The following is a 17,525-nucleotide window of genomic DNA, read 5'->3' as shown; positions in this document are numbered from 1 at the left end:
CCGAATCCCTTCCTACAAACGACAGCATGGCAAAACCGCCAAGAAAGCATTGTATCTTGACGCACGACTTTATGGGACAGCAGTGCTTAAGATTCAAAAAATAGCGCGATGCGCCTAGATTCTATATCTTCTCATATCTCGGAATTTCCTCACCTTAACCCTCTCCCACTGGGAGAGGGCTAAGGTGAGGAAAAGACTTACAATTCGCCCCGAATATCTTCGATGACGCCGTCCCGGAGCAAAATTTCAACCTGGAGTTTCTTGATCAGGTTATCGCCTTTTTCAACTCGGAAAAAGCTCTCGATTTGGCCTTGAGAAACTTCCTTATCCATTTCCAGCATTTGTACCTGCTGGAGCTGTTGCAGAATTTTATTCTTCTGTTCAAGCAGGCCACTCTTCTTTTGATTAACCTGGTTTTGAACGTTGGAAATTTGCTGTTGTACCGCCGCTTCGCCGCCCTGGGGGGTTTGCTTTTGCAGTTCAGCCGCAACGCGCTGTCCTTGCATTTCCAACTGCTGTAACTGATTGTCAATTTGATTCAGTTGGTTCTGAAGTTGCTTTTGAACTTCTTCTTTCCAGAGGGGAGTGACGATGGCTTTAACGTTAACGGCCCGCTTTAAGAGCAGTTGAGACTGAGAACCTTCCATGAGTACCTTTGCGTGACAATGTATGAGCAGCTTTTATCTAAAAATCACACACATATACGAGAACCAAAATGAGATTTGTTGGTTCCTTTACGTATATGAAATGAATTTAGGTGGTATCGAACAGTTCACTATATTCAGGTTTGGGTCAACCAAAGTGACTGTGCGATCGCACCTCAACATCTAAGAGAACATCCCGTCAATCATACCGCGATACCGTTCATTCACGACCTGACGACGGACTTTTAGCGTCCGGGTCAACATGCCGTTTTCGATGGAAAATGGCTCAGCCAGCAGGCAGAATGGCCCAATCCGATCGTCAGGCCGATAGCCAGGTCGATTCTTGACTTGGTGCGTCAGTTCTTGGCGGATCAAATCCCGTACGGGCTTACTGTCTAGCTCAATCACCTGCATCCCCGCTGGTGCATCGCTGGCAGGCTGTTCGGGCAGGTTGACATGTAGATTTTGCTGATGAGCCCACTGCTGGAGCGCTTCCAGATTGGGGACAACCAATGCTCCAAGCGATCGCTGATCTTGTCCCACCAGCATAATCTGGTCAATATAAGCACTACGGGCACAGGCATTTTCAATCGGCTGTGGTTCAATATTTTCGCCATTCGTCAAGACAATCGTGTCCTTAGCTCGACCCGTGATGATTAAATCTTGCTGATCCGTCACCCAGCCCAAATCGCCGCTATCAAACCAGCCGTCTGGGTCGAGGACTTTTTGGGTCGCCTCTGGATTTTTGTAGTAGCCCTTCATCACCTGTGGCCCCCGAATCAGCACCAGTCCTTGCTGCTCATTGGGTACTGGTTTACGGGTTTCCGGATCGACAATCAAAATTTCCGTATTCGGTAACGGTTGACCATCTGCGCTGCGGAGATTGCGCCAAGGTCGCCGCACGTTTGTAATCGGGGAGGTTTCAGTCAGACCGTATCCGCCCAGGATCGTCACATTAATAATTTCAAAAAAGTCTTCTAGGTGTTCAGCCAATGAGCCACCGCCGCTGACCAGAAAGTCAATATTGCCACCCGTTGCATTGCGAACTTTTTGGTAGACCATTTTGTCGCCCAGACCATGCACTATACCCAGAAAGCTCGCTTTTAACCCTGCCATCATGCGCTCCGTCTGGGATGGATGGAGCCGATTGAGGTTGACGTTATTGGCTGTTCGCCGGGCCTCAATGTACTGCTGACTGGCATTGAGGAAGAAATGAATCAGCTTTTGCTTTTTGGCCGGTTGCTCACGAAATTGTTTTTGCACCCCTTCGTAAATCGATTCCCAAAGACGCGGCACGCCAACCATATAGCGTGGTTTGAAGGTTTGCAGATCCTTCTTGACGTGGCGAATGTTGGTGTAAATCTGAGTGATGCCCCAAGATAGGGTGAAGTATTCAAACGAGCGCTCGTAGGAGTGCCAGATAGGCAGAATGCTCAAAATGCGATCGCTTTTATTCGGCTGGACAACTTCACTTGCACCAAACACCTGCGACAGCAAATTACCGTGGGTCAACATCACCCCTTTCGGCTGTCCAGACGTGCCAGAGGTATACATGAGCGTGGCTAAATCACTGGGCTGACGAGGAGCTAGTTTTACGGATTGATTCGCTCCCAGCTCCATAAACTGAGTGAAATTTAGCAGCTTGAAAGGGGTATCGGGTTCAACTGCTTCATCCGTCAGCAGCACAACAAACCGAGGCGATAGCTCCGTCAGTTGGGGTTGTAGCTTGTCCAGCGTAGCCTTGTCCTGCACAACCAACGCCACACTGTCGCTGTGAGAATAGATATAGAGCAGTTCATCCCGATCCGCTAGAGCACCCCGCACCGCATCAGCAGCACCAGCAGTCATAATGCCCTGATCGGCCACCATCCAGTGGGGACAATTTTCAGAGAATAGGGAAATATGGTCATTGGCCTGAATGCCCAGTGCTTGTAGCGCAGCAGCAAACTGCTGAATAGCTTGGCTGAGTTCAGCGTAGGAAAACTTGATTTCAGGTTCGCTGTGCGGGTCGTGTAGGGCCGTGATGTTGCCATATTGGCTGGCAGCAATCGGCCACATTTCCGGAATGGATTGAATCTCACGGTAATTCGTGAGATTTTTGATCTCTGTGATGCTGCGACCTCGCAGTGGGGTTGAACCAGCGGCCTGAATCATGGTGGTACTCCTAGGGGCTGAAATCCAAATAAGGGTTTATCTCTGACTTTGTATAGAAAGAGATTTATGGTAAACAAGCAATTTTGATGAGTCAATTAATCTGACACGGTTTTATCCTATCCAGCTACAGTATGAGTAGCGCAAAAAGCGGGACAGAACTTCATCTGTCTTAGGATTGCGAATTGGTTAGAACCAATTTTCTCAAATTTGTCTTCGATTTGGAGGTTTATCGTGCCTAAAGCAATGTGGAACGGAGCGGTTTTAGCTGAGAGCGACCAGTGTGAAGTCGTCGAAGGCAACCAGTATTTTCCGCCTGATGCGATCAATCAAGACTATTTTCAACCGAGTGATACCCACACCACCTGTCCGTGGAAAGGGATAGCCAGCTACTACACAATCGTCGTTGATGGTCAGGAAAATAAGGACGCCGCTTGGTACTATCCAGATCCAAAAAGTGCCGCTCAAAATATTAAAGGCTATGTTGCTTTTTGGCGGGGCGTACAAGTTGAAAAATAGCCTAAGTTGGCGGCGAGTAGATTGTACGTATAAACGCTGAGCTTGTTCATGTTTACAATGCGGAATATCACAATAAATATAGTTGTTTAACTCCTATTTATAATGTTGGAGTCAATTGTTGAAGTTATAGATGTCAACCATCAAATATTGGAGGTTGCAGTCATGACAGCAACAACTCTTCAAAAACCAACATTGTGTTTAGGTTCGCGTGGTGACGATGTTAAAGAACTTCAGCGTTTGCTCAATCACTACGAGTATTGCTTACCTGTTGACGGTATCTTCGGGCCTTGGACAGAAGGCTGTGTAAAAGATTTCCAATTTACTCACTTCTTGAAAAATGATGGGACTGTTGGCAATAAAACGTGGCGATCGCTTTATTCTGGTGCGCCAGTTGATATGCCAATGTTGCGTCTAGGATGCTGTCAAGAAGAAGTCAAGATTGTTCAGACGATTTTGGCTAATTTGATTAAAGATGATACAGATTTTTCTGTTTATTATATGGGGCAGATTGACAGCATTTATGGCTCGATTACAGAAAGTTCCGTCAAAGAATTCCAGCGCCGTAGTGGTTTAGTCGCTGACGGTGTTGTTGGCGATCGCACTTGGTATGGTCTCTGCAAACACGGTTATTTGTTGTATTACCAACAATGTGGTTGCTAAGTGATTACTGAGTGATTGCTAACTAAGACCGTACATCTTGCTTCTACCGTAGCAATTGCTGAACAGGAAGGAGAGATAGGGCAAACCTATCTCTCCTTCCTGCTTTATGGGGCTAGTTATAGCGATATGGGTCAGGACGTTGTTGTGGCGCGGCATTGCCGTACCACAACAACGTCCATGTCCTAACTTAGCTGGCTACAGCTATGTAGTAATTCCAGTTAAGAGTGAGAAAACGAGAGAGGAGATTGCCTCAGCCTGAGGCGCTCTCCTTTCTCGTTCTGATCTAGAACCGCTATAGATCAAAATAGAAATGGGTGCGATCCAAAATCCTACCCTTGTGGGGGAGGATCACCCTACGAAATGCGATCGCAGTGAGCTGAGGTTATTGCATGTCAATCATTAAACATTCGGGTTTGAAACCATGACTGCAACAACTATTCAAAAACCGACGCTCCGCTTGGGTTCTCGTGGCCGGGACGTTGAAGAACTCCAGCGCTTACTTAATCACTACAACTACAGTTTGCCCGTAGATGGCATCTTCGGTGCCTGGACAGAAGGCTGTGTGAAGGATTACCAGCTCACCCATTTTCTGAAAAATGATGGCATCGTGGGTAATAAGACCTGGCGAGCGCTGTATTCCGGTGCGCCAGTTGATATGCCTGTGCTGCGTCGGGGTAGTCGTCAGGAAGAAGTCCGAATTGTGCAAACGATTTTGACGTACTTATAGCGGTGTGCAGATTGATTAAGCACAGTAGCACCCGTGGGTGAACCAGTGACGCACATCTTCTAAGGTGATCAGAGAAAGCCCCTGAGCGATCGCCTCATGCAAGGCTTGCGGAGTTCGTGCCTCAACGGCTCTCAAATACCCTTTCAACTTTGACCACAGGTTTTCAATCGGATTGAAATCTGGGGAATAAGGAGCCAGATAAATCACTCGTGCCCCCACGGCCTCAATGGCTTGCCTGACGCCGTCCACTTTATGGGCAGGCAAATTATCCATCACCACGACCGCTCCCGGCCATAGGAGTGGACAGAGAAGCGTTTCGATGAACCACAAAAACACATCGCCTGTCGTGCCACCCGTAAAGCTGAGGCCCTCAAGGAACCCAGCCTTGAGGCTCATGGCACCGAGGATCGTGAGGTTTTTGCCACGGCCTTTCGGTTGCTGGGCATAGGCCCGTTGACCTCGTTGAGCGCGCGCATACAGCAACACCATGGCCAAGTTAACTCCCGTTTCGTCAAGAAACACCAAATCTTCGACGGCTACATTCCGAATGCTTTGCCAGTAGTCATAGCGTTGCTGCTGTTTTGCTTCGCTATAGACCTCACTGGCCTTGAGACTTTTTTTTTCGCGTGATGCCCAGTTTGCTGAGGGTGCGACTGATGGTGCTACCGCTCACCTGGATGCCGGTTCGGGCGGCTAAGCGCTCAGCCAGTTGGGCCAACGTGGCATCATTATCCGCTTCTACTAGCTCCCGTAACACCTCATGGTGACTGGCTTGAAGCGTGGGTTGAGGACCGCCGACATAGGGTTTGGGGGCGATGCTTCCGGTAGCTCGATACTGTTTCACAAGCAGACGGACGCTATCTTGACTCACTTGAAAGCGCTTGGCTAATTGTCGAATGGATCCTTCACCTTGCTCGTAAAGGGTGACGATACGGTGACGTAAATCAGCGGAGTGGGGACGCATAGGCATGACCAAAGCAGTACAAACGAGCGTACTGCATAATTTTGCAAACCGCTATAGTTGAAAACCATACTCAGTTTTCGACCTACTACAGCGGCGCGATTGATGGTTTCTACGGTGCAACAACTGAAAATGCGGTGAAAGCCTTCCAGCAAAATAGCGGTTTGGCTGCCGATGGTATTGTTGGCGATCGCACCTGGCAAGGTCTAAGCAAGCACGGTTATTTGCTGTACTACGTTGACGAGCCTGCTGCTTGATAGCTTGTTTTTTGCTCCCCTCTCCCGCCGGGAGAGGGGTCGGAGGTGAGAAGAATTTATAATCTACTCAAGCAAAAAACCTCAATCCAAGTGAATTGAGGTTAAACATTAGGGTTCTCTTCAATTAAGACTTCAATTCGGAAGCTGAAGTTTCCGACAACTTGCAGAAAAATGGCTAAAAAAGTAGCGCTGGAATCAGTCTGCCTCTTGCTCTCGCCACTGCTGGTAGCATACCTGAGGTGACGGCTCGGTTGCCTCAGGTGAATGCAGCATCATATCACCCATAGACGCAAAAAGCACAAGAATCACCTCAGCCTGCGGATCGTAGCTTTCCATCGTTTGGCGACAGATGGCCCGTTTTTCTGGCTGGATAAATTGCTTGAGCGTCTTACGACTCACATAGCGCAGTTGTACTGTATCGTGCTGGGTCGGAGTTGCCAACACAAAGCCGCGCCCCTGAGTTTTGTAACCATGCCATGCGATCGCACCTAAGGTTGTTTGATAGGTGTCAAAAAATTCGCCTATTTCCTGACCAGACTGATAAAGCGTACTATTAGCTGCACGCTTAAAGGGTAATAAACGTTCCAGCCAAGATGGCGAGGAGGATTCAGACGCTGAAGTGGCAGGTGCGATCGCAGGCACTTCTACCTGGTTGAACTCTTCCAAATTCTGAAATGGGGAGCGCTCTGTCGTAGGCGCATTGGCTTGATCTAAATCGCCAGTGGGCTGGTCGTGTCGCTGTTCCCGCCGCTGTCTCCTTAATTTTGCATCGCGTCCCATGACCTCAACATACGGTTAAAACCGCTTATTTCAACATTTCAACTAATTTCAGCATGACAACCAGCCATGATGAATATACTATTCGGATTGGGCCAAACTGGCTTCTAGCTTCAGGCAGTTTTGACCATTGACCTGTAACCGATACTCCACTTTGTCCATCAGCCGATTTAGAATCAGCCAGCCATAGCCATTTTCCTGCCGATCTTCGGGGCTAGGTGGCAGGTAGGTTGAAATATCAAATCCGCCGCCGTAATCCCAGATTTCCAGCGACAGATCCCGTCCATGCAGCTCTAATCGCATTAATACAGGCAAGTTGGGCTGGTCACGATGGGCGTGGCGCACTACGTTGGAATAAGCTTCCACCAAAACGAGTCGGAGTCGATTCGACTGCTTCGGCCAGTCAACCTGTTCTCCTAGTTCGGCTTCTAACGAACCTAGCAGCCAATTTTCAACAATTGAAAGAAATTTCAAATCACTTGGAACGTGGAGCTCAGTTCTCATGGACTACAGGACCTCCAGTGACAAAATGGTTTGATCATCTTCTTGCATGGACGTGTTGGATTGAATGATGGACAAGAGTTTATCTAAATTCAAAGCATCCGGATGCTGGAGAATAATTTGCCACAACCCTTCTTGCTGCAACATGCCAGAAGCGGAGTGGTTCTGATGTCCATCAACGGTTGCTTCAGTAATTCCATCACTTGTGAGCAACACAACATCACCAGGAGACATCGAGATTGTTCCAGACTTCGCTTGCCATACAGGTAGAATGCCCAAAGGAATCCCTCTTTCTTTCAAATAAGTCGGTTCAATTGTCTTTCTCTCCTCTGGAGGTTGCGCTTTCAGCTTCTGATGAGGCCAAACCATGGGATAAATGTGCCCTGCATTGGCATATACCAGCTGCTGCTGTGAAGGTCGATAGCGAGCTAGCACCATCGTAATGAAGCAGTTATTGCTAATCAGGTCATTCGACAGGCCTTGATTGAGGTTGCGCATTACTATATCCGGCTCCGGTGAAACCTCCTGAGACAGTTCTCGCCGCAGCACCGACAGTGCGCTCGCCATAAATAATGCTGCCGGAACGCCCTTGCCAGAGACATCACCAACCGCTAGCCAGATATCTTCCTGAGAATGGGGATAAACCTCAAAAAAGTCACCGCCAACGGCTCGTGCCGGATGGCAGCAGGCTTGCACCTTGATCTGCTCAAATTCGGGCCAGCTTTGATGCAGTAAATTGCTCTGAATTTGGCGGGCTACCTCCAGTTCAGCCTGCATCTGCTGCGTTTGGATCTGAATAGTTTGGTAAAGCTTGGCCTGAGAAATCGCCAGTGCTGCTTGTTCGGCCACTTCGCGAATGAGATTGACATCTTCATCCGACCAGTCTTGACCAGACGGTCGCTGTAGATCGAGCAGCGCTAGCCACTCCTGCTGATCGGCAATTAAGACCGCTAGCTTTGCATTCGCCTCACTGCTGTCCTGTGCCAAAATGTGAATTTGCTTTGACTGATCAGCAGACTGACTGAGAAATGTGGCTAAAGTTTCCGTCAGCTCAGACCGTGTCTGCTGTAGAACATCCTCGGTAGTACTGCCAGGATAGAAAAAGGCTTTATCTGTTAACCGTGGTGCATCAATGGGAAAGAGGATGGCCTGTTCGGCTTCAAACGTTTGCCCTAGCGTATTCACTACAGTTTGCAGCATGCTGTGGTAATCGAGCGATTCGCGAATTGCCGAGATCACAGCATTGAACAGAGATTCACGCCTGAGGGCGCGGTTCAGTTCATTGGTGCGCTGCTTTAAGACCCGATACGTTTCCCCGGCCTGATGAACGACGTTTTTCAGTTCTTCCGGACTCCAGGGTTTGGTGATGTATTTGAAAACTTTGCCGGAGTTAATGGCTTCCACCAGATCTTCGACATCCGTGTAGCCCGTCAGCACAATCCGAATGGTGTCGGGATAAGCTTCAACTGTGCGGCTGAGGAATTCGGTGCCGTTCATTCGAGGCATCCGCTGGTCAGAGATGATAATCGCCATCTCTCCTTCTTGCTCTAAGGTCGCCAGTGCGTTTGGTCCACTGTCCGCTTTGTAGACCTTGAAGTTACGGCGAAACGTGCGGTAAAGCAAGTCCAGGTTATCCGGTTCGTCATCGACAACCATTAACTTTAGCTTGCAGTCAGAGTCTCTACTCATGCATTTTCCCTCTGCTGGGATGTTGGGGCTTGGAATCAAGGGGGACATTCGCCAGAGAGACGGTTACAACTCCCCAAACTTTATGACATTCGCCACCTATGTTAAGACGTTCTCCTCACTTGCTACATCTGTAATGCTGAATCCACAGTAAAAACTGGCTATCCTATCCAGATGACAAAGTGTTCATTCTGGGTTTGGCGGCAAGCTGTGAGGATACAAATGCAGCTACTCAAGTCGGTTGAACAAATCTAATATCATTCGATGTCTAGGCAATATCCAAAGTAATATCCAAAAAAAAGTGAGCATTCTATCGTCGTAACTTCAAGAATGCCCACTTTATTTTGTTGAATTAACATTTAGCCAACTAAACCTGCACGTAAGGCTCGAACAGCTGCTTGCGTCCGGTCATCGGCGCAGAGCTTGTTGAGGATATTACGAACGTGGGTTTTAACGGTACCAACGGTAATATAGAGCTTTTCTGCGATCGCAGCATTGCTACAGCCCTCTACGATTAGCTCCAGGACTTCCAGCTCCCGCTCTGTCAGCGGATAGGCTTCTAGCATCTGAGCATACTCAGGTTGAGCGGCGTCAATTGCTACAGTACCGATATCTGCGGATTCCGGCTGAGCCTGCTTCGTTTGCTTCAAGATCACCTTGGCAATGCCGGGATCAATCCAGCTATTTCCTTGATTAGTAATCTTGATCGCTTCTACAAGACGCTCCAAGCTGACATCTTTCATGCAGTAGGAATCCGCTCCAGCCGCAAAAGCTGCCAGCACGATTTCGTCATTATCTTGCAGCGTCAATATTAAAATTCGAGTTTTGATCTCTTCATGCTCTTCTGCCAACTGCTTGAACTGTCGCGTTAGCTCAACACCATCCATATCGGGTAGGCCAATGTCAACAATCGCTACATCTGGCCGAGCTGTTCTCAGCAAGTCGAGTCCCCGCCGTCCGTCGGGAGCCTCACCTGTCACGATGATGCCATTTTTTTGCTGTAACGCAGTCCGCATACCTACACGGGTCAAATCGTGATCTTCAACGAGAACAACGCGAATGTCATCCATAGCCTTATCTGTGCCTTTGCGTAACGAAAAAACAGTAACCCCAAAATTTTTTCTATGCTAGTGGGAGCCAGTGAGGATCGTCGATCTTGATGCGCTAATCTCCATCGCCGCTATTGCGGTGCGGTAGCTTTTACTTCATGACCCTTTGCTTAACTAGGCTCAGCTCGCCTGTAGCCTAGGTTTGTATCAAAAAGCAGAAGTTATGATTGAGATAGGCTCAGTTCACTTTCTACCCATCAATTTCTATTATCCAGTTTCACTAACCAGCATGAACCATTAGTGAGAAAATGAGTCAGTTTAGATTGACATCTTAACCTGAAAAAACATTAGCTGGATTGGGAGCTCCTCAAAGCTTTGCCAATTTCTTGCTAATTCTCGACTTGAAAGATGTGTTTCAAGATACGAACTCAGCAGCTATTCTAATCTTGACCTCCACCACAATCTAATCAGTATCCTCACCAGGGCAAAAACATTGTAGGAAAAATATTGCAGCACTGTTTGGTCTGAATAACAATGAGTATTCATCTCAACGGGCTGATCATAAACAAGTTTGAAGCGCACCGTAATCTATCTAAGATCAGATTTATATCTCAGACTTTCGGCTCTAACGCAGTCGGAGCGGGTTCAACTATGCTGGTAATAAACTCCGAAGTCGTTGACCTGTTATCAAACTCAGTATCAAATCAGAAGCATAAAGCCCGTTTAGATGTTTAGTTTTAGATCACTGAATAAGTACGGACAAGCATTTTTATAGATAAGCACCATATGGATAAGGTGGATACGGACTATAGATAGGCTTATCATGCTGACCGACGCCAAACAGTTCTAAGAGCTAATTTGCTACCACAAGTGGATAGCAAGTTATTTCTTCTGGTGTTAGTTTAGCCAGATACAAGGTACAGAATGATGAGTAGATCTACTGTTAACCGCTGTTATTGGGCCAGTACTAGTATTTAGTTGTCGTATTTAGTCGTCAGACCAAATATTTAGCCTTGGTTCGTATCAAAACTAACAGCAGCATCAACATCAGGATTCAGCCACCAAGCTAAGCGATCGCAGAATTCAGCCCCAGTATTGAGTAAATGAGTAGAGATGGAACAAGATAGGCCGGGACAGTATCAACAGCGGCTACAGGCTCTCTCACAGCTTGTGTGGATTGTAGACAATCACGGCCAGGCTCAAGACTGGAATGCAGCTTGGCAATTTTATCTGGAGGGCAATGCTGAGGAGCATTCGTCTGAGTGCGGGGATGGGCGCGGAGAATCTAGACAATCTTATGACGTTGAGTCTGTACTGCGGCGGATTCACGCTGATGACGTTGAGCGGGTGAGACAATGCTGTCCTCCCCGAGTAGATGCGTCTGCTGTAGGTGATGGGGCTAACGCTAATGGTGATCCGTCCCAAGGTCTTGAGCTGCGGCTGCAACGATTCGATGGCTGCTATCAGTGGTTTTGGATGCAGATGGTGCCTGTCTATGATACTGATGGTCGGGTCGTCGAGTGGGTTGGCACCTTTACCAATATTGAGCGCCTCAAGCAGCGGTTTCAGAATGCGATCGCAACTTCTTCCTTAACATCTCAAACGCCTCAAATTTCTCAGGCTTCTCACTCTGTGGCGGCTGAGTCAGCTTCCTACACTCGTGATGTCACTTATCCTGATGGACATCAAGCTGATGGTTACATTGATAGCTACGCAGATGGGGCTGGGCCAACGGAGTGTGTCCAGACGCCAGCGGAGATGCCCGCAGGGCTGGAGCCAGAACTGGAGTCAACTGCGATCGCAGCTTCTCAGCCCTTTTCCCAACCCCTTCCTTCAGAGCAGTTCATCCAGAGTCCGACCCAAAATGTAGCGTCCACATCAGCACCGACATCGTTTCAATCAGTTCTGATGGAGGCTCCAGCGATTATCTGCTGGCTGAAAGGAACCGACTTTATTCACCAGTTTGCCAATACCTACTATCGGCAGTTTGTGGGTATGGATGACGTAATTGGTCGCCCCATTGCTGAAGTATGGCCGGAAGCTGTGGATCACGGCTTTTTGGATCAATTGCACCAGGTTTATCGCACGAATAAACCGCTGGTGGGCAACAATGTCAAAGTTGAATTTAGTACAGGTCGTTTTGGTGCGCGGACAGCCTATTTTAACTTTGTTCACTTGCCAACCTATGACCACCAGGGACAGGTGGACGGCATTTTTGTGCATGCCGTTGAGGTAACGGAACAGAACCAGGCTCGCGAACGGCTGCGGCGAGCCAATATCGCGCTGAGCCAGTTCAAAACCACGCTCGATCTCAGTGCGGACAGCATTTTCATGTTCGAGCCAGTGAGCCTGCAGTTTTTCTACGTGAATCAGGGTGCAATTCGGCAGTTGGGCTATGGGGAAGATCAGTTTTTTCAAATGCGGCTTTTGGACTTGATTCCGACGCTGGAGCAGGGACGACTCAACCCGATTCTGGAAACGCTGCGCCAGGGCAATCTCTCCTCCTACACGATTGAGACGGTTTTTTACACCCATGAAAAGCAGCTACTGCCCGTGGAGCTGTTTATTCAGTTTGTGGCTCCATCAGGTGAACAGCCACGCTTTGTTGCGATCGCACGTAATATCCAAGAGCAGCGCCGGATTGAGCAGTATCGACGACTGATGTCGGAATCCAGTACGCTATTTGCCACCTCGCTCAATTACGAAACCACGCTTCAGCGTATTGCTCAACTGTCCGTGGACTATCTGGCTGATCTCTGTGTCATTGATGTTGTCCGCGAAGACGGCATGTTTGAACGGGTAGCCACGGCTCACTCTGGCCCTAATCTTAATGTCAATCTGATTGAAAAACTGCGAGATTATCCGCCCACGCTCGAACGCCATCAGGCGATTCGCACGGCGCTTCAAACGGGGGAAACGCAGCTCATCTCGTCTATCTCCGACGATGTTCAGCGAACCATTGCGCAAAATGATGAGCATTTCCAGATTTTGAAGCAGCTTGGCTTTCAGTCGGTCATTGTTGCACCGCTGATGGTTCAAGGGCGTATCCTAGGGGCGCTGTCGCTGATTACTACGCAGCCCAACCACACCTATGACGAGCTCGATCTGGTGCCAGCGAAAGATTTGGCGCGGCGCGCGGCACTGGCTGTCGAAAACGCTCGCCTCTATCGTCAGGCCCAAGACGCTAGCGATCGCTTGCGTCGCGCCATTGTCGTTCTGGGCGAACAGCAGCAGCAAATGCAGACGCTGCAGCAGTTGACCAATTTGCTGAATCAACGGCTGGCAGACTTACCCGAACTCCTGCAGGTGATGGTGCGCTCGATTCAAGAAGCGCTGCCAGTGGCCGAATTTGGTCTGATTGTGCTGCACAACGAGCAAACTCAACAGCTGGAAATTACGGCAGCTACAGGCCATAACGTGGAGAGAATTGATGCCGAGCAGGGGTTTGATGTTGGCCAGGGCTGGTTGGGTCAGGTTTACAGCACGGGCGAACCGCTATTGATCCAGGTGGCGGCGGCGGTGGATGTGTCAGAAGATGTACAGGTGCCGTCGGCGCTGTGTGCGGTGCCCATTGAGTCGTCCCATGAAGGGCGCTTAGGCGTGCTGGCCGTGGGCAACTGGCAAAACGATCGGGTCTTTAAGCCGGAAGATCAGAAGCTGCTGATGGCGTTTGGGGAACAAGCTGCGATCGCACTGAGCAATGCCCGTTTGATTCAGGCGCTTGAAGAACGCGAAATCCAACTGGCTCACCAAAACGAGCTACTGGCCCAGCAAAATGCCCAGCTCGAACAGCATCGCCAGCAAATTCAGGAGCAGAATGAACAGCTCCAGGAAGTCTCGCGACTGAAATCCCAGTTTCTCGCCACCATGTCCCACGAACTGCGAACCCCCATGAATGCCGTAATTGGCTTCTCGCAACTGCTGCTGCGCCAGCGCCAGCACCCGCTTCAGCCGGCCCAGCTCGATATGGTGCAGCGCATTTTGAATAACGGCAAAAATTTGCTGTCTTTGATTAATGACATTTTGGATCTGTCCAAGATTGAAGCGGGACGATTAAAGCTGAATTTAGAAGAATTTAATCTCAGCAGCTTGGTCAAAAGCACGGTTGCTGAATTGCGATCGCTAGCTGCCCAAAAACAGCTCAAGCTGATTACCCAGACTCATCTCAATAACCCCTATGTGGTCAATGATCGCAAGCGGCTACGCCAGATTGTGGTCAATCTCATTTCCAATGCCATCAAATTCACTGAAGTGGGTGAAGTTAATATTCATCTCGCCCACAATGAGGCCACCGATACGATTATCATCACCGTTAAAGATACCGGCATCGGCATTGATCAAAAAGATTTAGAAGCGATTTTTCACGAGTTTCGTCAGGCCGATCAGACTATGACCCGTCACTATTCAGGTACGGGGCTGGGGCTGGCCATTTCTGACTGGCTGGTGCGGATTATGAACGGTCAGATTGAAGTTGAAAGTACGTTAGGACAGGGCTCTACCTTTCGGATTGAGCTGCCCCGCCACGTCGTCGTTGATGACTCAGAGCTAACGTCGTCGAATCCATAAACACTTAAGGAAGGGAGATGGGCTGACGTGATGCGTCAGCCCATCTCCCTTCCTCAGATTTCCCCAAGCAATTGCTATAATACCGACCTTGCTAGCCTCACTTTTGCATCCGACTTATGACTTCTCTGCGACCTGACTCTGTTGCTCAAACGTTCTCTAGCACTGCTCCCGCGCGTCGAGTCGGAGTGATTGGCGGTGGGCAGTTGGCCTGGATGATGGCAGATGGGGCCGCAGCACTTCAGCTCGATTTGATTATTCAAACACCAAGTGCGAGCGATCCAGCAGTTGCGATCGCAACCGAAACGATTTTGGCTCCGGTAGCGGATGCCAAAGCAACGGCAAATTTAGCCCAGCGCTGTGATGTAATTACGTTTGAGAATGAATTTATTGATCTGCATCGGTTAGCGCCGATAGAAGAGGCGGGCACGCTGTTTTGTCCTCGGCTAGATGCGCTGCGTCCGTTGCTGGATAAGTATGACCAGCGCTGCTATCTCCAGTCGATTGGGCTACCAACGCCGCGATTTATCACGCTGGAAGATGAGGACGATGCGGATCGGCTGACGGAACTGGGCTTTCCAGTCGTGCTGAAAACCAGACGGCACGGCTATGACGGTCAGGGCACGTTCATTCTGAAAACGCTGGACGACCTCGCTCAACTTTGGCAAAAGCTGAATTATGCCCCGGTGCTGCTGGAAGAATTTGTGCCGTTCCAGGCTGAACTGGCGGTCATGGCGGCGCGATCGCGGTCTGGCGAAATTGCCGTTTATCCGGTCGTGGTTACCGAGCAGGAAAATCAGGTTTGTCATCGCGTCTTTGCTCCGGCCCATGTTGAATCTGCGATCGCAGATCAGGTACAAGACATGGCAAAAAAACTTTTGACGCAGCTAGACGTGGTGGGCATCTTCGGCATTGAACTTTTTTTGACACCTGATCATCGCGTTTTAGTCAACGAGATTGCCCCCCGCACCCACAATTCCGGCCACTACACGCTGGATGCCAGCGAAACCTCCCAGTTTGAGCAGCAGCTCCGCGCCGTTGGTGGCTATCCTTTGGGCAGCGTTGCCTTCAAAAACTGCCAAGCGGCAGTGATGGTCAATTTACTCGGTTTTGAATATTCCCAATCCGATTACGCGGAACGGCGGCAGCAGCTTGCCCAAATTCCGGGCGCAGCCGTCCACTGGTACGGCAAGGCAGATTCCCGACCCGGACGCAAACTGGGCCACGTCACGATTCTGCTCGATCAGCCCAACTGGGATCGGGCACGTCAGCTTGCGGGTCAGGCGGAGCAGATTTGGTATGGCAAGGCTCAATGACACTTACCTGTCTTAGACCGAGTCCTGGCGATGGCGGAGGATAAATTCTGCGATCGCAAGATCAACGGGCGTGGTCACTTTCAAGTTTGTCTCTTCGCCTTCGACAATCTGCACGGGCAAGCCGCATTTTTCAAACAATGCCGCATCGTCGGTCACTTCCCAGCCCAGTTGACGACCTTTTTCGTGACAATCCTTCAGCGTCCGTACTTCAAAGCCCTGGGGCGTTTGCGCTGCCCACAAATAGCTGCGATCGGGCGTGTCTTTAATCCGGTGCTGATCGTCTACCACTTTGATCGTGTCCTTAACGGGCACAGCGGCAATCAGTCCGGGACAAGTTGCTAACGCTGCCGCACAGCGGTTGAGCAAATCCGGCGTGGCCAAACAGCGAGCGCCATCGTGAATCAGCACGTGCGTCGCATCATCCGGCAGCGCTTGCAACCCGTTATAGACCGATTCCTGCCGAGTCGCGCCGCCAATAATAAACTCAACAGGTTTACTCAGGTTCAAACTGGTTGCGATCGCATTTAAATCCGGCTGATCCGTCGGTTGGCCAATAATGCCAATCCAGGTAATCGATTCAGCCTGATCAATCGCCCGCAGGTTCCATTCAATCAGTGGTCGGCCAAGCAGCGACAGCAGCAGCTTGTTGCGATCGCTCTTCATCCGTCGCCCCATGCCCGCCGCTGGAATTAACAAATGCACAGTTTTCCTCGATCCCTCAAATGTGTCGGCTCTGAAGCCGTTTTGCCATAAGCCCATTAACTCACAAGCCTGACCACATTAGTCATAATTCGTAGGTTGGGTTGACGAAGGAAACCCAACAGCACAAGGTGACATTCTCAAAAAATCACTGAATTCATCGGGTTTCGTACCTCAACCCGACCTACAAAGAAGGGCTACAAGACCGACATAACCTTGTAGGGGCGAATGGCCATTCGCCCTCTACGCCATTCGCCCTTACTGATCATTTTTTGCCTTAATCAAATAGCCGCAGCGGTGTTCGCCGTTGACGATCCAGTGAGTTCGCTCGACAAAACAGCCATCTAGAGCAACCCGAAACATATCCAGTTCGTGGTCGCAGACGTTTGGGAACGATTCCGCAATTTGCGAAATAGCGCAGTTATATTCTGTGATGATGAATTTGGGTTCAGACGACTCAGACGGTTCAGACGGCTCAGATGCCTCAGATTCATCTTCTTCCACCCGATACCACTCGGCCATGTAGCCTTCGGCGCGCCGCAGTTCCACCAGTGCCGCCACTCGTTCGGCTAACGGCTGCTGACCCAGGTGCTCGCGATACTCCTTGGCTTTGCGCTCCCACTGCTTTTGCAGAATGGTGCCAACCTGCTCTTGGCCAACGGTTTCCGTTAGCGTATCCAGCAGCGAAATCGCAAATTCATCGTACTGAGCCGGAAAGCAATCGCGTCCCTCTTGGCTCAAAGAATACTTATGATTGGGTCGCCCCATGCCTTCTTGAATTGCGTGGTGCTGAATCAGGGATTCCGATTCCAAATCTTTCAAGTGGCGGCGCACCGCTTGCGGACTGATATCCAGATGCTCCGCTAAATCATGGGCATTCGCCTCTCCGTGTTTCAGCAAATATTCCAGAATGTCATGCTTTGTCGAAGTAGACTGGGTCGTTGACATTGTCTTCCCCATATGTGTGCGTACTGATGTGCGTACCGACTGGCCTGCCGCAATTTAATCTGCGCGA

At 49.6% G+C, this 17,525-nt stretch carries 15 protein-coding genes and 1 pseudogene; 6 read left to right on the top strand and 10 right to left on the bottom strand.

Going from position 1 to position 17,525, the window contains the following annotated elements:
* Positions 1 to 197: 197 nt before the first annotated feature.
* Together AC286M_RS31955 and AC286M_RS31950 are read right to left on the bottom strand one after the other, a co-directional pair.
* Positions 198 to 647, bottom strand: a complete 450-nt coding sequence (locus AC286M_RS31955; RefSeq protein ID WP_488208247.1) for a YlqD family protein — start codon at positions 645 to 647, stop codon at positions 198 to 200.
* A gap of 180 nt (positions 648 to 827) precedes the next feature.
* Complete coding sequence (locus AC286M_RS31950) at positions 828 to 2,798, bottom strand: AMP-dependent synthetase/ligase (protein ID WP_488208246.1); 1,971 nt, start codon at positions 2,796 to 2,798, stop codon at positions 828 to 830.
* A gap of 231 nt (positions 2,799 to 3,029) precedes the next feature.
* Here AC286M_RS31950 and AC286M_RS31945 point away from each other — a divergent pair, with 231 nt between their 5' ends.
* From AC286M_RS31945 to AC286M_RS31935, 3 genes are all read left to right on the top strand, one after another.
* Positions 3,030 to 3,314 (top strand): DUF427 domain-containing protein, encoded by a 285-nt coding sequence (locus AC286M_RS31945; RefSeq protein ID WP_488208245.1) that lies wholly within the window; start codon positions 3,030 to 3,032, stop codon positions 3,312 to 3,314.
* A 162-nt stretch (positions 3,315 to 3,476) separates the two neighbouring features.
* Positions 3,477 to 3,974, top strand: coding sequence for a peptidoglycan-binding domain-containing protein (locus AC286M_RS31940; RefSeq protein ID WP_488208244.1), 498 nt, complete (start codon positions 3,477 to 3,479; stop codon positions 3,972 to 3,974).
* 421 nt (positions 3,975 to 4,395) lie between these two features.
* The gene (locus tag AC286M_RS31935; protein ID WP_488208243.1) at positions 4,396 to 4,701 is read left to right on the top strand and encodes a peptidoglycan-binding domain-containing protein; all 306 of its coding nucleotides are present in this window, start codon (positions 4,396 to 4,398) and stop codon (positions 4,699 to 4,701) included.
* Between the two features lie 15 nt (positions 4,702 to 4,716).
* Here AC286M_RS31935 and AC286M_RS31930 read toward each other — a convergent pair.
* Positions 4,717 to 5,277 (bottom strand): annotated as a pseudogene (locus tag AC286M_RS31930) (IS630 family transposase); the annotation flags it as partial.
* 22 nt (positions 5,278 to 5,299) lie between these two features.
* Positions 5,300 to 5,671: a helix-turn-helix domain-containing protein gene (locus AC286M_RS31925; RefSeq protein WP_488202941.1), complete on the bottom strand. Its 372-nt coding sequence runs from the start codon at positions 5,669 to 5,671 to the stop codon at positions 5,300 to 5,302.
* A 35-nt stretch (positions 5,672 to 5,706) separates the two neighbouring features.
* Between AC286M_RS31925 and AC286M_RS31920 the strand changes: the two genes are divergently transcribed.
* Entirely contained in the window at positions 5,707 to 5,919 is a 213-nt protein-coding gene (locus tag AC286M_RS31920) for a peptidoglycan-binding domain-containing protein (RefSeq protein ID WP_488208242.1), read from the top strand.
* A gap of 195 nt (positions 5,920 to 6,114) precedes the next feature.
* On the opposite strand, the gene AC286M_RS31915 is transcribed toward AC286M_RS31920, so the two are convergent.
* From AC286M_RS31915 to AC286M_RS31900, 4 genes are all read right to left on the bottom strand, one after another.
* Complete coding sequence (locus AC286M_RS31915) at positions 6,115 to 6,699, bottom strand: hypothetical protein (RefSeq protein WP_488208241.1); 585 nt, start codon at positions 6,697 to 6,699, stop codon at positions 6,115 to 6,117.
* Positions 6,700 to 6,777: 78 nt separating this feature from the next.
* The gene (locus AC286M_RS31910) at positions 6,778 to 7,200 is read right to left on the bottom strand and encodes an ATP-binding protein (RefSeq protein WP_488208240.1); all 423 of its coding nucleotides are present in this window, start codon (positions 7,198 to 7,200) and stop codon (positions 6,778 to 6,780) included.
* A gap of 3 nt (positions 7,201 to 7,203) precedes the next feature.
* Positions 7,204 to 8,886: a SpoIIE family protein phosphatase gene (locus AC286M_RS31905; RefSeq protein WP_488208239.1), complete on the bottom strand. Its 1,683-nt coding sequence runs from the start codon at positions 8,884 to 8,886 to the stop codon at positions 7,204 to 7,206.
* A gap of 356 nt (positions 8,887 to 9,242) precedes the next feature.
* Positions 9,243 to 9,953, bottom strand: a complete 711-nt coding sequence (locus AC286M_RS31900; RefSeq protein ID WP_488208238.1) for a response regulator — start codon at positions 9,951 to 9,953, stop codon at positions 9,243 to 9,245.
* 1,092 nt (positions 9,954 to 11,045) lie between these two features.
* On the opposite strand from AC286M_RS31900, the gene AC286M_RS31895 reads away from it, so the two are divergent.
* Together AC286M_RS31895 and AC286M_RS31890 are read left to right on the top strand one after the other, a co-directional pair.
* Positions 11,046 to 14,498, top strand: coding sequence for an ATP-binding protein (locus tag AC286M_RS31895; RefSeq protein WP_488208237.1), 3,453 nt, complete (start codon positions 11,046 to 11,048; stop codon positions 14,496 to 14,498).
* 116 nt (positions 14,499 to 14,614) lie between these two features.
* Positions 14,615 to 15,811, top strand: a complete 1,197-nt coding sequence (locus AC286M_RS31890; protein ID WP_488208236.1) for a 5-(carboxyamino)imidazole ribonucleotide synthase — start codon at positions 14,615 to 14,617, stop codon at positions 15,809 to 15,811.
* 12 nt (positions 15,812 to 15,823) lie between these two features.
* Here AC286M_RS31890 and ispD read toward each other — a convergent pair whose 3' ends face one another.
* Entirely contained in the window at positions 15,824 to 16,513 is a 690-nt protein-coding gene (ispD, locus tag AC286M_RS31885; protein ID WP_488208235.1) for a 2-C-methyl-D-erythritol 4-phosphate cytidylyltransferase, read from the bottom strand.
* Between the two features lie 255 nt (positions 16,514 to 16,768).
* The gene (gene sufR / locus AC286M_RS31880) at positions 16,769 to 17,458 is read right to left on the bottom strand and encodes an iron-sulfur cluster biosynthesis transcriptional regulator SufR (RefSeq protein WP_488208234.1); all 690 of its coding nucleotides are present in this window, start codon (positions 17,456 to 17,458) and stop codon (positions 16,769 to 16,771) included.
* Positions 17,459 to 17,525: the final 67 nt, after the last annotated feature.

The sequence above is a fragment of the Thainema salinarum CENA647 genome (assembly GCF_057732415.1).
Note: the sequence above shows the minus strand (reverse complement) of the source record. Positions and strands in the feature narration are given on the sequence as shown.